Source organism: Hafnia alvei (assembly GCF_034424155.1).
Taxonomy (GTDB): domain Bacteria; phylum Pseudomonadota; class Gammaproteobacteria; order Enterobacterales; family Enterobacteriaceae; genus Hafnia; species Hafnia alvei.
The window spans coordinates 3782742-3797576 of sequence record NZ_CP139992.1 but is presented as its reverse complement, the minus strand read 5'-3'; the positions used below and the strand labels follow the sequence as shown (position 1 = coordinate 3797576).

9 protein-coding genes and 1 other RNA gene are annotated in these 14835 nt (G+C 52.1%); 3 read left to right on the top strand and 7 right to left on the bottom strand.

The genetic code is table 11. From position 1 onward, the window contains the following. The 3 genes from rluA to U0008_RS17675 form a co-directional block, all read right to left on the bottom strand. Entirely contained in the window at nucleotides 1-654 is a 654-nt protein-coding gene (rluA, locus tag U0008_RS17685; protein ID WP_043495470.1) for a bifunctional tRNA pseudouridine(32) synthase/23S rRNA pseudouridine(746) synthase RluA, read from the bottom strand. Between the two features lie 83 nt (nucleotides 655-737). Beyond that, on the bottom strand, nucleotides 738-3644 hold the full coding sequence (gene rapA, locus U0008_RS17680; RefSeq protein ID WP_025801445.1) for an RNA polymerase-associated protein RapA: 2907 nt from the start codon (nucleotides 3642-3644) through the stop codon (nucleotides 738-740). A gap of 230 nt (nucleotides 3645-3874) precedes the next feature. Next, nucleotides 3875-6229 (bottom strand): DNA polymerase II, encoded by a 2355-nt coding sequence (locus U0008_RS17675; RefSeq protein ID WP_043495408.1) that lies wholly within the window; start codon nucleotides 6227-6229, stop codon nucleotides 3875-3877. A 910-nt stretch (nucleotides 6230-7139) separates the two neighbouring features. On the opposite strand from U0008_RS17675, the gene U0008_RS17670 reads away from it, so the two are divergent. After that, entirely contained in the window at nucleotides 7140-7907 is a 768-nt protein-coding gene (locus U0008_RS17670) for a DedA family protein (RefSeq protein ID WP_043495406.1), read from the top strand. Nucleotides 7908-7914: 7 nt separating this feature from the next. Here U0008_RS17670 and thiQ read toward each other — a convergent pair whose 3' ends face one another. Genes thiQ through thiB form a run of 3 tightly spaced genes read right to left on the bottom strand, consistent with a single transcriptional unit; the run spans nucleotide 7915 to nucleotide 11155 of the window. Next, nucleotides 7915-8610 carry a thiamine ABC transporter ATP-binding protein ThiQ gene (gene thiQ / locus U0008_RS17665; RefSeq protein ID WP_043495404.1) on the bottom strand — a complete coding sequence of 232 codons (696 nt, stop codon included), beginning with the start codon at nucleotides 8608-8610 and terminating at the stop codon, nucleotides 7915-7917. Next, complete coding sequence (gene thiP, locus U0008_RS17660; RefSeq protein WP_043495402.1) at nucleotides 8607-10211, bottom strand: thiamine/thiamine pyrophosphate ABC transporter permease ThiP; 1605 nt, start codon at nucleotides 10209-10211, stop codon at nucleotides 8607-8609. The genes thiQ and thiP overlap by 4 nt, the downstream gene beginning before the upstream one ends. Beyond that, the gene (gene thiB / locus U0008_RS17655) at nucleotides 10187-11155 is read right to left on the bottom strand and encodes a thiamine ABC transporter substrate binding subunit (protein WP_226929847.1); all 969 of its coding nucleotides are present in this window, start codon (nucleotides 11153-11155) and stop codon (nucleotides 10187-10189) included. The genes thiP and thiB overlap by 25 nt, the downstream gene beginning before the upstream one ends. Before the next feature lie 192 nt (nucleotides 11156-11347). Here thiB and U0008_RS17650 point away from each other — a divergent pair. Next, nucleotides 11348-11423, top strand: a non-coding RNA gene (locus U0008_RS17650) — sX9 sRNA. A 93-nt stretch (nucleotides 11424-11516) separates the two neighbouring features. On the opposite strand, the gene sgrR is transcribed toward U0008_RS17650, so the two are convergent. Further along, nucleotides 11517-13235 (bottom strand): HTH-type transcriptional regulator SgrR, encoded by a 1719-nt coding sequence (gene sgrR, locus U0008_RS17645; RefSeq protein WP_043495400.1) that lies wholly within the window; start codon nucleotides 13233-13235, stop codon nucleotides 11517-11519. Between the two features lie 236 nt (nucleotides 13236-13471). Here sgrR and U0008_RS17640 point away from each other — a divergent pair, with 236 nt between their 5' ends. Then, entirely contained in the window at nucleotides 13472-14650 is a 1179-nt protein-coding gene (locus U0008_RS17640) for a sugar efflux transporter (RefSeq protein ID WP_043495399.1), read from the top strand. The last annotated feature ends 185 nt before the right edge of the window (nucleotides 14651-14835 follow it).

The following is a 14835-nucleotide window of genomic DNA, read 5'->3' as shown; positions in this document are numbered from 1 at the left end:
TTAGAAATCAGGCTCGCAGCTAAAATGCATCGCGGTGCCAAACTCAGGATGGGTGATACGCAGCTCTTGAGCGTGTAGTTGAAGGCGCGGAGCCATCGCTTTGGCCTCGGGATGTGCGTAAAACTTATCGCCGAGAATAGGATGCCCCAGTGCCAACATGTGCACGCGTAGCTGGTGTGAGCGACCGGTGATGGGCGTGAGTTTCACTCGCGTGGAACCATCGGCATCGCGGCTCAGCACCAGATAGCCGGTTTGCGCTGATTTTCCGTGCTCAAAGCAGACTTTCTGCTTAGGTCGATTTGGCCAATCGCAGATCAAAGGCAAATCAATCAGGCCTTCATCATGCTCCATATGACCCCAAATACGGGCAATATAGCTTTTCTTCGGCTCGCGCTCGCGGAACTGACGCTTAAGCTCGCGCTCAGCAGCTTTTGTTAACGCAACGACAATAACGCCGCTGGTCGCCATATCTAACCGATGCACCGATTCTGCTACAGGGAAATCAGCCTGAACTCGAGTCATCACGCTGTCTCGGTGCTCTTCAGCACGTCCCGGAACAGACAGCAATCCACTTGGCTTGTTAACCACGATGATATGCTCATCTTGATATAGAACATGCAGCCAAGGTTCGCGTGGGGGATGGTAATCCCCCAGCGGCGGCGTTCCCCCCGACAGCGCAGGATCTACGCCGCCAGCGACCGGATTGATCAGGATATTATGGAGCACGGGAGTCGTCATTATTGATGAGACACCACGATGAGGCGAATCGCATCCAAACGCCAGCCCGCTTGATCCAAGTTCTCAAGCACCTGACGACGGTTGAATTCCAGCGTTTCCAGCTCGTCATCACGAATGTTTGGGTTAACGGCTTTCAAGGATTCCAAGCGTGCCAGTTCGGCGCTGAGCTTTTCATCGGCTTCACGTTTTGCTTCGTTGATGAGCGCGGTTGCCTGTTCGCCAATCAGCGCTTCGCCTGCTTGCAGCATGGCGTGAACGTTCGGCTGAACGGCGTTCACCAGCTTGCTTGAGGTATGGCGGTTGATGGAGTTCAACTGGCGGTTAAAGCTCTCAAACTCAACCTGAGCGGCTAAGTTGGTGCCTTTCGCATCCAACAGCATACGTACCGGCGTTGGCGGCAAGAAACGGGTCAGTTGCAGGTGTTTCGGTGCCTGAGCTTCCACCACGTAAATGGCTTCTAACAGCAGCGTACCAACCGGCAATGCCTTGTTTTTCAGCAAAGAAACTGCGCAGCTACCGGTATCGCCAGACAGGATCAGATCCAAGCCGTTGCGAATAATCGGATGTTCCCAGCTAATAAACTGTGCATCTTCGCGTGATAGCGCCTGTTCACGGTCGAAGGTGACGGTACAGCCATCCTGCGGCAGGCCAGGGAAATCAGGCACCAGCATGTGTTCTGACGGCGTCAGGATGATCATGTTGTCGCTCTGATCGTCCTGATTGATGCCTACGATATCAAACAGGTTGAGCGCAAAGTTAACCAAGCCAACGTCGTTATCCTGATCGGCAATAGCCTCAGCCAGCTCTTGCGCCGCTTGGCCACCGTTAGAATGCATTTCTAACAGACGGTCGCGCCCCTGTTCTAGTTGGGCTTTCAGGGCATCGTGCTGAGTGCGGCACTCTTTGATGAAATCATCAAAGCCTTCCAACTGAGACGGTGCAGCCAAATAGCCCAACAGCGTTTGATAGCTGCTGTCATAGATGGTGCGTCCGGTTGGGCAGGTATGCTCAAAGGCATCCAGACCTTCGTGATACCAGCGAACCAAAACCGACTGCGCGGTGTTTTCTAGGCAAGGAACGAAAATCTTGATGTCGTGGTTCTGGCCAATACGATCCAGACGGCCAATACGCTGTTCCAGCAGATCAGGGTTGAACGGCAGATCGAACATCACCAGATGATGAGCGAACTGGAAGTTACGCCCTTCAGAGCCGATTTCAGAACACAGCAATACCTGCGCGCCATCTTCCTGAGAAGCAAAATAGGCCGCCGCACGGTCACGTTCAATAATGGTCATGCCTTCGTGGAATACCGCACCGCGAATCGCTTCGCGCTCGCGCAGCACCTGTTCCAGATTGACCGCTGACGCCGCCTGAGCGCAAATCACCAGCACTTTTTCATCGCGATGCGAGGTTAAGAAATTCATCAGCCATTCAACGCGTGGATCGAAGTTCCACCACGTGGCATTTTCGCCTTCGAATTCTTGATAAATACGCTCTGGATACAGCATATCGTTGGCGCGCGCTTCAACCGTTTTTTTGCTGCCCATAATGCCGGACACTTTAATTGCGGTTTGATACTGCGAAGGCAATGGCAACGTAATCTGATGCAGTTCGCGCTGCGGGAAGCCTTTCACGCCCTGACGGGTGTTACGGAACAGCACGCGGCTGGTGCCGTGGCGATCCATCAGCATTTTCACCAGCTCGTTACGGGCGTCAACGCTGCCGGTGCCGCCTGCGTTAGCGGCTTTTAGCAATGGCTCAATATCTTGCTCGGCGATCATTTCGCTCAGCATATTGAGTTCTTCGTTGGTCAGATGACCATCGTTGAGCAACAGCGTGACCGCGTCGGCGACCGGACGATATTTCTGCTGTTCGCTGACAAACTCTTGATAGTCATGAAAACGGTTTGGATCGAGCAGGCGCAGACGAGCGAAATGGCTCTCTTGACCTAATTGCTCAGGGGTAGCGGTTAACAGCAGCACGCCAGGAATATGCTCGGCCAGTTGCTCGATCACTTGGTATTCGCGGCTTGGGGCATTTTCGCTCCACGCCAAATGGTGTGCTTCATCGACCACTAACAGATCCCACGCGGCATCTGCCATTTGTTCTAAGCGCTGACGATTGCGGCGCACAAAGTCCAGCGAGCAAATCACCATCTGTTCGGTTTCGAACGGGTTGGTTGCATCCTGCATGGCTTCAGCGTAGCGGGCATCGTCAAACAGCGAGAAACGCAGATTAAAGCGGCGCAGCATTTCCACCAGCCACTGATGTTGCAGGGTTTCTGGAACCACAATCAGGATACGCTCAGCGCGACCCGCCAGCAGTTGCTGATGGATGATCATCCCTGCTTCAATGGTTTTACCCAAGCCCACTTCATCGGCGAGCAGAACGCGAGGCGCGTGGCGCTGACCCACTTCATAAGCAATGTGTAACTGATGCGGGATCAGGCTGGCGCGCATACCGCGCAGGCCGCTCCACGGAAGACGGAACTGTTCGCTCTGATATTTACGCGCACGAAAACGCAGCGCAAAGCGATCCATACGGTCGATTTGCCCGGCAAACAAGCGGTCTTGAGGTTTGCTGAAGGTCAGTTTGCTATCGAGCAATACTTCGCGCATCACAACGTTAGCTTCTTCAGTATCCAATCGGGTGCCGATATACGTCAGCAGACCATTTTCCTCTTTGACTTCATCTATCTTTAGCTGCCAGCCATCGTGGCTGGTGATAGTGTCACCCGGATTAAACATGACGCGGGTAATTGGGGAGTCATTACGTGAGTAAAGGCGGTTTTCGCCGGTCGCAGGGAAAAGCAATGTCACCATGCGGGCATCGATCGCCACAACGGTTCCTAATCCTAATTCGCTTTCCGTATCGCTGATCCAGCGTTGACCTAAGGTAAATGGCATAGATTATCGACTCAACTTTTATGTATTGAACACTGATGATTGAACAACTACTGCATGGGCAGCAGGCGCTGCCGTGGGTAAGTGATTTTCACTTGGCCTACATTATTAGCGATAGCGGGCCGCTTCGTTGCTTGAATCAAGCAATGAAGTAAATGTTTTAACTGAGGGAAGGGCGCTATGTTAAAGGATGACGGCGCTTTCGTCACCCCCCAAACATGGAATTGTCTTAACTAAAATAACCCGAGTTGGCCTGCGACCAACGTAGTGAAGTCATCCTGCATGAATGGCAAAATGGCATCGGCAACCGGTTGTAGCTGACGCGAAAGGTAATGATCGTAGTCGATAGGCGCACGTTGGCGCTCTAACGGCTCAGGACCCGCGGTGGTAATCACATAGCTAATCCAACCGCCATTTTGATACTGCAACGGTCGATTAAGCTCACGATTATAGTCATCGGCAATTTTCGCCGCGCGAGCATGGGGGGGAACATTACGCTGATATTCACTCAGTTTGCGTCTTAGCCGTTTGCGGTAAACCAATCGGTCATCAAATTCGCCCGCTAACAAGCGTTGGGTGTAATCGCGGATAAACTCTTGGTAAGGCTGATTTTTAAATATGCGCGCATACAGCTCCTGCTGAAATTGCTGCGCCAGCGGCGTCCAGTCGCTACGCACGGTTTCCATGCCTTTGTACACCATTTCGTCGCCTTTCAAACCGGCATAGCGCTTTTTACTGCCAAGTTCGGCACCGCGAATGGTCGGCATTAAAAAACGCCGATAGTGGCATTCATATTCCAATTCTAGCGCGCTGTCTAAGCCGTACTCCGTTTGAAGATGATTTTTCCACCATTGGTTTATCAGGCCGATCAGGCGTTGTCCGATAGCTTCAGCCTGTTTTTCATCGTGCGCATGATTGAGCCACACAAAGGTTGAATCCGTGTCGCCGTAGATCACCGGATAGCCTTCTGCTTCAATCAATTCTCGCGTGCGGCGCATAATCTCATGGCCACGCATCGTTATGGATGAGGCGAGGCGTGGATCGAAAAAGCGGCATCCGCTTGAACCTAGTACGCCGTAAAACGCATTCATAATAATCTTGAGCGCTTGGGAAAGCGGGGCGTTTTTTTCGCGCTTAGCGGCCTCGCGGCCTTGCCATATTTGGCTCACGATATCCGGCAAACAGTGCTGTTCGCGGGCAAAACGCGCACCGCGAAAACCGGCGACGGAGTGTTCATCGTCAGGCTGGCGTAGGCCTTCGATAAGCCCAACGGGATCAATTAAGAAAGTACGAATAATCGAGGGATACAGGCTTTTATAATCCAGCACCAGTACAGAATCATACAGGCCGGGACGTGAATCCATCACGAAGCCGCCAGGGCTAGCTTCTTCCGGTAAATCGCCTTGATTCGGTGCGACAAAACCGACGCGGTGCATGCGTGGCAAATAAAGATGGGTGAACGCGGCAACCGAACCGCCGTTGCGATCGGCATTTAAGCCCGTTACCGTGGCGCGTTCGAGCAGAAACGTCATCAGATGGGTATGCTCAAATATGCGGGTGACGAGTTCGCAGTCTTTCAGGTTATAGTGCGCCAGCGCAGGTTTATCTTCGCGGAATCGACGATCGATCTCAGACATTCGGCTGTAGGGATCGTCCATCGCCTTACCTTCGCCCAGCAGCGTTTGAGACACATTTTCCAAGCTGAAAGAGGGAAAATTCCAGAATGCGCTTTTTAGGGCTTCGATGCCGTCGATAATCAGGCGTCCGGTGGCCGCAGCGAAAAAGTGCCCTTGTTTAAAGCCATGTTCACGCCACTCTAACGCATCGCCGCCGCGGCCTAAACGCAAGGGAACGCCATAACGCTCAGCGTGTTTTTGCAGTACGCGCAGATCAAACTGGATCAGATTCCAGCCGATAATCGCATCAGGATCGTAGCACGCCATCCACTGGTTTAAGGCTTCGAGCAACAGTGGCCGACTGTTTACGTAAACCAGATCAAAATCGAGCTGGCTAGCATCCCCATTTTCAGGACCTAACATATACACCACGCGCTGGCCGCAGCCATGCAGACCGATAGAGTAAAGCTCGCCGTGCATGGTGGTTTCGATATCCAGCGATACCAGCTTAAGCGTCGGGCGATAGTTGGGATTCGGTTTTAGCTGCGTATTGCGCCAAACGCCTTGTGTATCCTGCTGACCTGAAAACCACACTGGCGCGCAGATAAAACGCTCCATCAAATAGCGATCTGGCGGGCGGATATCCGCTTCATACAGCGTCATGCCTTGTTCCTTGAGGGTTTTCTCAAGGTTCATCAATTGACGATAGCTACGGCAATAAATCCCCACGACGGGGCGCTGATGAAAATCCTTCATCGGCAGAGGTTTTATTTCAACGTTACGCTCGTTTTTCAGCACTGTTTCGGCCTGCGGCAGCTGTTCCGCAGGTAAAAACGCGACGGCCTGCTGCGGCGCAATAGAGACTTTCTGCGGGCCATTATCGGTTGCCAACCACAGCTCCACCGACACGCCAGTCGGTGTATCCCGCCAATGACGGGTGAGGACGAAGCCTTGCTGTGGGGTATTTGCCATCGCGGTGATTTTTACCGATTAGGTTGTTGGGAACATAGCTAGTATGAGTATTTATACAGTGGTTGTCTATGATGGTGGCGCATTGTGGCGAGTTAAATAAGCCTATATACGGATAGTGAAAATTTCGCCCGCTTATCAGCAATGTTTTTCCATTTAGCTATGGGCGAAAGCGGTCAAGCAAGGCGGCTCAGTCGCCGCCGCCTTGCATCCGGGCTTGGCACCACCTTCCAGCCCGCTTGCGCGGGTTCCCTCTCTACAAACTATGGGTTTAACCGCACCGTCGCAGAGGCGCTCCCGGCGCCCCTACGACTCTCGCCACATCCCTGTGGCTCGTGCTGACCCGTCGTTTTTCGTTCGGCTGTACGGTAACGTGCCGGAGAAGGTCAACAGCCATAACTAAAAGCTAAAAATCCAAAGCTAAAAGAGTTGATGGGCAATGTTATCTTTTGACGTTGACCTGATATGGCACGTTGTCCTTCAGCTGAATTGAGGAATGCAGGTTAGGATTCGCCGACAGGGACGTCGGCGAAAGAACGGAGGAGCCAGGATGGCGATTGCCGTTCGTTCCGTTAAAACCGAAATGACGAGATGAAGGAACCTGCGTAGCAGGCTGAGGGACGGTGCCGAGCCGGGTCGCTAGGGGGCGGCGGTGAGCCCCCTAGCACGGACGTCTGCACGATATTGAGATTAGCACCGATGCGTTAGGCGTACGTAATATCACACAGCACCTCTATAGATGAGCTGCGTACGTAACACCGCACCTATAAAGTCGCTGCTCCAAAACCCCCACCATTACCTATACTCATTAAGTTACTCATTTGTAAATAAACGTTTATCCCCGCAATGATAGGTTGACGGCAAACGGTCGGCTCCGCAAAATCGCTGGCTCATTATTTCCGGTGGAAGAATTATGGAAGCGTACCTGCAACACTTGGTGACCCAATCGGTAACCTACTCTCTGATCGCCGTGTTTTTAGTGGCGTTTTTAGAGTCTTTAGCATTGGTCGGGCTGCTTTTACCAGGTACGGTAATGATGGCAACGCTGGGCGCATTAATTGGCAGCGGACAGGTGAATTTCTACTATGCGTGGGGCGTGGGGATTCTGGCGTGTTTTGCCGGCGATTGGATTTCCTATTTTATTGGCCGCGCTTTCAAAGAGCCGCTCCATCGATGGTCATTTATCAAGAAGAACAAAGCGCTGCTCGATAGAACCGAACATGCTCTTCATCGCCATAGCATGATGACAGTGCTGATTGGTCGTTTTGTTGGTCCAACGCGGCCGGTTGTACCGATGGTTGCGGGCATGCTGGCGCTACCTCCGCGCAAATTTATTCCACCTAATATTATTGGCTGTATCACGTGGCCGCCGATTTATTTCCTACCGGGGATTTTAGCCGGTGTCGCGATTGATATACCGGCAGGCAGCGGCAGCACGTTATTTAAAGTGTTATTGGCGCTGGTGGTGGTTTCGATTTGGCTTGCGGCATGGCTGAGTTGGCGCTGGTGGCGCGAGGGTAAACGCTCGGCGGATAAACTGTCTCAGTGGCTTACACCACTGCGCCTGCGTATTGCAACCGTTGCCATGTGGATAGCCGCTGTCGTGAGCTTTGTGCTGATGCATAACCATCCGCTGATGCCAATCTATCGTTCACTGCTGTGGAAGGTGATTCAGTTTTAAAACGGCGCTACCGCCCAAGCAACGCTGCAGCCGCCGGATCTTTTCCATCTAACAGATCTTGAGTGGTGCCGTCATAGGCAATGCGTCCATCGGCAACCAACAAAGTACGCGTAGCGATGCGTGCTGCATCATCGAGATTATGTGACACCATCAGCAGGGTGAGATTTTGCTCTGAACAAACCTGATCTAACAGCTGTAGCATTTCTCCCCTCAGCGCGGGATCGAGCGCGGAAAAAGGCTCGTCGAGCAGTAAAATAGGCTGGTCGCGTAACAAACAGCGAGCCAGCGCGGCGCGTTGTCGCTGACCACCGGAAAGCTGCGATGGCAATCGCGGTAGGTAATCAAGAATTCCCACCTGCTGGGCAATCTCATTCAAGCGCTTTTTCTGCGCGCCATTTAGGCGTAATCCCGTATCTAACCCCAACCCTAGATTTTGCTCAATGCTTAGATGAGAAAACAAGTTGTTCTCTTGGAACAGCATTGATACCGGACGTTTGGACGGCGGCGTATGGGTATGATTCACGCCATCTAACGTGACGACGCCTTGATCGGCCATTAAAAACCCAGCAATCAAGGCAAGCAGCGTACTTTTTCCCGCACCGCTCGGGCCCAAAATGGCCACGCGTTCTCCGTCAGAGATGTTAAGTGAAAAACGCATCGGCTGATGCTCATAGATATAAGTGAGATCGTTCAGCGTAATCATGATTTATCTCGCCCCGGAAGACGTTCCAGCAGAGTGAAAAGTAAGAAACACAGGATCAGTAATAATAGCGCGGTGACCGCGCCGTCTTGGCTACGGTAGGCCCCGATTTGCTGATACAGGTAGAACGGCAGCGTACGGAATTGCTCGTTGCCAAACAGCGCAACTACGCCAAAATCGCCCAATGACAGCACGCAGGCAAAGGCCATAGCTTGAGAGAGCGGGCGTTTAAGCGCGCGCAGTTCTATCAGCCTTAATCGGTTAAGCCCCTGAATTCGCAGCGACAGGCAGAGAGGATTGTAGCGCTCGGCCAAATCGCGCATGGGGTTTTCTAACACTTTAAGCGCGTAAGGAATGGCCATTAGCGCGTTGGTTAAAATCACCAGTCCGTAGGCCGATTGTGGAATGCCAATGGTATCGGTGAGCAGTAAAAAGAAGCCTGTTGCGAGCACAATACCGGGCATGGCTAATATCAGCATTCCGGTCAGTTCCATGCCTTGTCCTAACCAGCGATGCTGGCGTAGCAGAAGTTCACGGCTGCTCCATAGCAACATCATCGTCAGCGTTACGGCCAGCAGGCCTGCGCCTAACGCAATTTTGAGCGATGTAAATGTTGCCTGCCATAGCACGGGTTGAGTCAGTACGCTGGCAAACGCATGATTCGCGCCGTCTGCTATCACCGCGAGCAGCGGGGGAAGGATAAGCAACAGCGCGCAGAAAATCACGCAGCTATCCAGCAATCGCGCAGCCAAAGTATCGACGGGATTACGCCATTTTAATGCTCGCGTATGGCCAACAGGCAGAATGCCGCTAAGTTTTTGACTCAGCAAAACTAAGCCTAAACAGCATAGCAATTGCAGTATGGCCAGCAGTGCGGCGCGGCTGAGATCGTAGTCGTAGCTTAAGGCTTGATAGATCGCCAGCTCGATAGTGGTTGCCTGCGGGCCGCCGCCGAGAGAAAGCACGGTGGCAAAGCTGGCAAAGCACAACATAAATATCAGCGCACCGGCGGGCAGAATTTGGCGGCGTAGATAAGGCCATTCGACAAAACGAAACTGCTGCCAGCTGTTCATACCAAGCTGTGCAGCCAGTTGGCGCTGTTCGGTCGGGATATTTTCTAAGGCCTGAAGCAACAAACGCGCTGCGAGCGGTAGATTAAAGAAAATATGCGCCAGCAAAATACCCTGTAAGCCATAGGGTGAAAAAGTGTACTCAAGGCCGAGGAACTGACAAATTTGTGCCAGCCAGCCCTGTCTGCCGTACACGCTGAGGATCCCAAAGACCGCGACCAGCACAGGCAATACCAGCGTCATAGCGCACAGACGCAGCAATAGCTGGCGGCCTAAAAAGCGGCGGCGAAACAGCGCCCGAGCCAGCAAAATAGCGGGAATAACCGAGCAAACGGCAGAGAGAAATGCCTGCCAGAAGGTAAAACGAATAACGTGCCACAGATAATCGTCTTGCCACAGGCTACGCCAATCCGACGCTGGCGCATGACGCCAGAGTGAACCGAAAGACGCCGCAGCGATGGCAATAATTGCTACCGCTGCGAACAATCCAGGGATTAACCAGAAAGGAATTAACGGCTGACGGCGGCTTGCCATGAGCGGATCCATGTTGCGCGGTTTTGAGCCACTTCGGCAGGCGTAAATTCTAAGGCTTTTGCTGGAACGTTAAGCTGTTCAAACCCCGCAGGCAGCGTGGTTTTAATCACCGGATACATCCAGTTGCCGGTTGGCATTTCGTTCTGGAAAGCCGGAGTGGTAATAAACTGCATAAATTTCTGTGCCAGCTGTGGCTGCTTGCTACCGGCGAGCTGAGCTGCAACTTCCACCTGTAAATAGTGACCTTCGCTAAATTCGGCGGCTGCGTAGTTATCTTTTTTCTCTTCGATAATGTGATACGCCGGTGACGTGGTGTAGCTCAGTACCAAATCCGCTTCGCCTTTCAAGAACAGGCCGTAGGCTTCACTCCAGCCTTTGGTCACCGTCACGGTTTTCTTCGCCAGTTTTTGCCACGCCTGCGGAGCGTCATTGCCGTAAACCTTTTGCATCCAAAGCATTAAACCTAACCCCGGCGTGCTGGTGCGCGGATCTTGATAGATCACTTTCCATTTTTCAGGGCCATCGACCAACTGTTTCAAACTGGTGGGTGGGTTTTTCAGCGTGTTTTTGTTGTAAACGAAAGCGAAGTAGCCGTAGTCATAAGGCACAAAGGTTTTATTCTGCCAACCACCGGGAACGGTGAGCGACTGAGTATCGACTTCGCTAGGCACAAACAGGCCGGTTTTCTCGGCAGCCTGCACCAAATTGTTGTCCAATCCCAACACCACATCGGCGCTGCTTTTTTTGCCTTCCATGCGGACTCGGTTAAGCACCGAAACGCCGTCTTCTAGCGCCACAAACTTCAGCTCGCAGCCACACTCTTTTTCAAACGCCGCTTTCACCTTTGGGCCAGGGCCCCATTCAGCGGCAAAAGAATCGTAGGTATAAACAGTGAGAACAGGTTTATCAGCGCTGTGAGCCAGCATAGGTGCGGCGATCAGCATTAAGGCAGGAATCAATCGTTTCAACACTTTGCACTCCGTGAGTTAAGTCAGGTCGCAAAGGTCTTTGAGCAAGCGTGGGTACACTCTCAAATCCCTCCGCCGGTGTTAGCCGGATCAGGTTCGACGGGTTTCTCTCAGCAAAAACGTGCTGCGCAGGCGTTGATCTGATGTCGGGCAGTGCTCAGAATCCTCACATACTTTGTGTATGCTCCGGTTCTTCCGCGCTGTCCGACACCTGCTGAACGCAGCTCGCGACGTTTTTAGATCGGCGATGGAAATTACCGGTCTATTTTTTTGCACCCCGTTGAGAACAGGGCGCTATTGTAAAGAGAGCCTCTGTTATTAGAAAGGATTAATAACGTTACCGAGGTTTTTCACAACCGGTTGAAACGGTTAATTCATGCACATGACTGTCGGAGGGAAGCTCCGGCGGGGAGAACCACGCGGATTTGAAATCGAACCAGCCGAGCGTATTCATGCGTACGCCGCGCATGCTGTGTTGTCCGTGCAGTTTTAGCCAATGATGGAACAGGGGATGAAGCTGATGTTCTTGCACCAAGCGTTGGCACCATTCGGCCATGGGCAGGGCATTGTTGCGCCATCGGCTGGCGTCTTGCTGTAAATCACCGCTGAGGCAGTGCTGGAGCAAGGGAAGTTCATAGAGCATTGAAAAAACAGAAAACTCTAACGGCAAATAGAAATTGGCACTGCCGACCCAGAGATCGCTTTGCGCATCGCCTTCGTGCCAGCGGCTGTAGCTGATCTCCTGCATGGTGAGCTCAACGCCATATTCGGCCAGCAGCGGCTTAAGCGCTAAATAGATGGCGTAGAATTCAGAATGTTTGGTGTAGACCGTTAACGTTAGATGAGTCAGATGCTCTGGTTTTTTATTTTCACTGATCAATAAATTATGGTGCCAGCGCGGCAGGATGCCGTAGGCCGGAGACCAGTAACGCTGATGAATTTTTCCTGCTTTATTGAGCAGGGCAATTGGCGTCATGACCTGACAGAGCCATTCGCGCACTGCGGGATCGGAGGTCAGCGGTGAACGTTGGTCAAACAGCATAAAGTAGCAGCCTTCTTCCAAGCGGCTTTCCAACTCATCTTTTCCCGTATCATCGGATTGTAGCTGCACGCCTGCATGAACCAATTCCTCCGAAATTTCAGGTAAAACCCAGATGTTAACTTCGTCAATCAGCGCGCGGAAACCAAAGTAGTCGTCGTAAGCTCGGATTTTCAGTTGCGTCTGCGTGTTGCGTACCACCTGATAAGGACCGGTGCCGATAGGCGAGCGCGTGAAGTTTGGTAATGATTGCCACTCGTGTGGCAGGATCATGGCGCTGACGCTGCCCAGCAGCCAAGGTAGCCATGCATCGGGCGTGCTTAAGTGGATATCGATGACGTAAGGATTGGGTGAAGTGATCGTTTTAAGATGTGAAAATAACGGCTGATCGCGTAAACGCTCGAGCGATTGGATCACGTCGATCATTTCGAGTTCGCGCCCATGGTGAAAACGGATCGCGGGACGTAGATAGAAACGCCAGTGCAGAGGCGTAATCGCCTGCCAGTGATGAGCTAAATCGGATTCTAGTTCCCCATTTTCCTCATTTAGCTGGGTCAGCCCGCTGAAGATCTGTCGCGCTAAATGGGTTTCAGAGCGGCGCATTGGCGTGCCCGGGAGCAGATTAAACAACGGGCGATAGTAAAGAATACGCAGAATATGCTTACCCTGACGGAAGCTGCGGCCTAGCTGGGAGAGTAGCATTTGGCGTACTGAGCTGCGGTCGCCCACCAGTTGAACCAACTGCTCAATGTGATCCTGCTCCAGCAACTCCTCTGCGCGCAGCTGCTGTACCTGAAGGCCCGTTGACTGGAACGTGAGCGTTGAGCGCTTTCCTCGGCCCGACTCGGCCTGCCAATGCAGCCAACCCTGTTGTTGCATCGAGTTTAATAAGGTTCTGACATGACGACGTGAACAACTTAGCGTTTCTGCAAGCTCGCCCAGCGTGGTTTCCGCAGACTGGCCCTTAAAGCTTTGCCATAAACGAATGAACTGATGTTGTAAGCGCGATGTCGCCATAAAAGAGGAACCTTTTTAGGTAAAGCTATCAATTTTTCTTTCCCTATATTACGCAGATAATTTCAGCAGATGAAAGAGAAAGAGGTGAGTAATCATTTGTCTCTCCGACATCAAAGAGTGTTTCTGAGTAATGGTGCTTTTCACCGACCAGCAGGTTTACCTGCTGGTTTTTTTATATCCGTGTTCTGTTATCGTACGACACGCCGTATTTGCTCATGCCAGCTTAGGAAATCAGGATGACCTCTTTGTTGACTGCCCGCCGTCGAATTAACCCTATCTATGCCGCGTTTCTTATTGTTGCCTTTCTGACGGGGATTGCGGGCGCGCTTCAGGCTCCCACGCTTAGCCTATTTTTGACGACAGAGGTTAAGGTTCGCCCGCTGTGGGTTGGGCTGTTTTATACCGTCAATGCGATCGTGGGGATCGCGGTGAGCTTCCTGCTGGCGAAACGATCCGATCGTCAGGGCGATCGCCGTAAACTGATTATGTTTTGCTGCGCTATGGCGGTTGGAAACTGCCTGCTATTCGCTTTTTGCCGCAGTTATTTGCTGCTGATTTCCGCTGGGGTATTTTTAGCCGCGCTAGCGAATACGGGAATGCCGCAGATTTTTGCTTTGGCACGTGAATATGCCGATCGCTCGGCGAGTGAAGTGGTGATGTTTAGTTCGGTGATGCGTGCGCAGCTTTCTTTAGCATGGGTTATCGGCCCGCCGTTGTCGTTTATGCTGGCGCTGAACTACGGCTTTACGTTTATGTATCTGATTGCCGCAGGCGTATTCGTGTTGGCGATCGTGCTGGTGGCGTTGATGTTACCGTCAATGCCGCGAACTGAAAGCGTGGGCGAAGCGGTTGTCATTCCAACTAATGCGTTTGGTGACAAGAATGTGGTTCTGCTGTTCATATCCTCGATGCTGATGTGGACCTGCAACACCATGTATATTATTGATATGCCGCTGTATATCACGCAAGATCTCGGCCTGCCGGAGAATTTGGCTGGACTGTTGATGGGCACCGCAGCGGGTCTAGAAATTCCGGCCATGATTCTGGCGGGCTACTACGTTAAACGCTTTGGCAAACGTAACATGATGCTGTTTGCGGTGGCGGCCGGCGTCTTGTTTTATGCGGGTTTGGTGCTGTTTAAATTTAAGCTGGCACTGATGGTATTACAGCTGTTTAACGCCGTTTTCATTGGCATTATTGCCGGTATTGGCATGCTCTATTTTCAGGATTTGATGCCGGGTAGGGCGGGCAGCGCGACCACGTTATTTACCAACAGTATTTCAACCGGCGTGATTATGGCAGGCGTTCTGCAAGGCGCATTAGCTGAAACCTTGGGGCATCATGCGGTTTATTGGCTGGCGGCGGCGCTGGCGATTGTGGCCTTAATTCTGTGTTCTCGTGTTCGAGAGGCTTAGTGTGAGACCGGTGGGATCGTCTAGACATTGCGATCCCATTTAACTGCTAAGAAAATAACCAATTTGTCGTTTTTTGATACCGCGCAACGCCTTAGCTGAGCTATTCATATAGCGTTAATGCAAGTGCATAGGTATTACCTGCAAACAAAATATTTCAATTCACCTTACCTGCGCACTAAACTCCT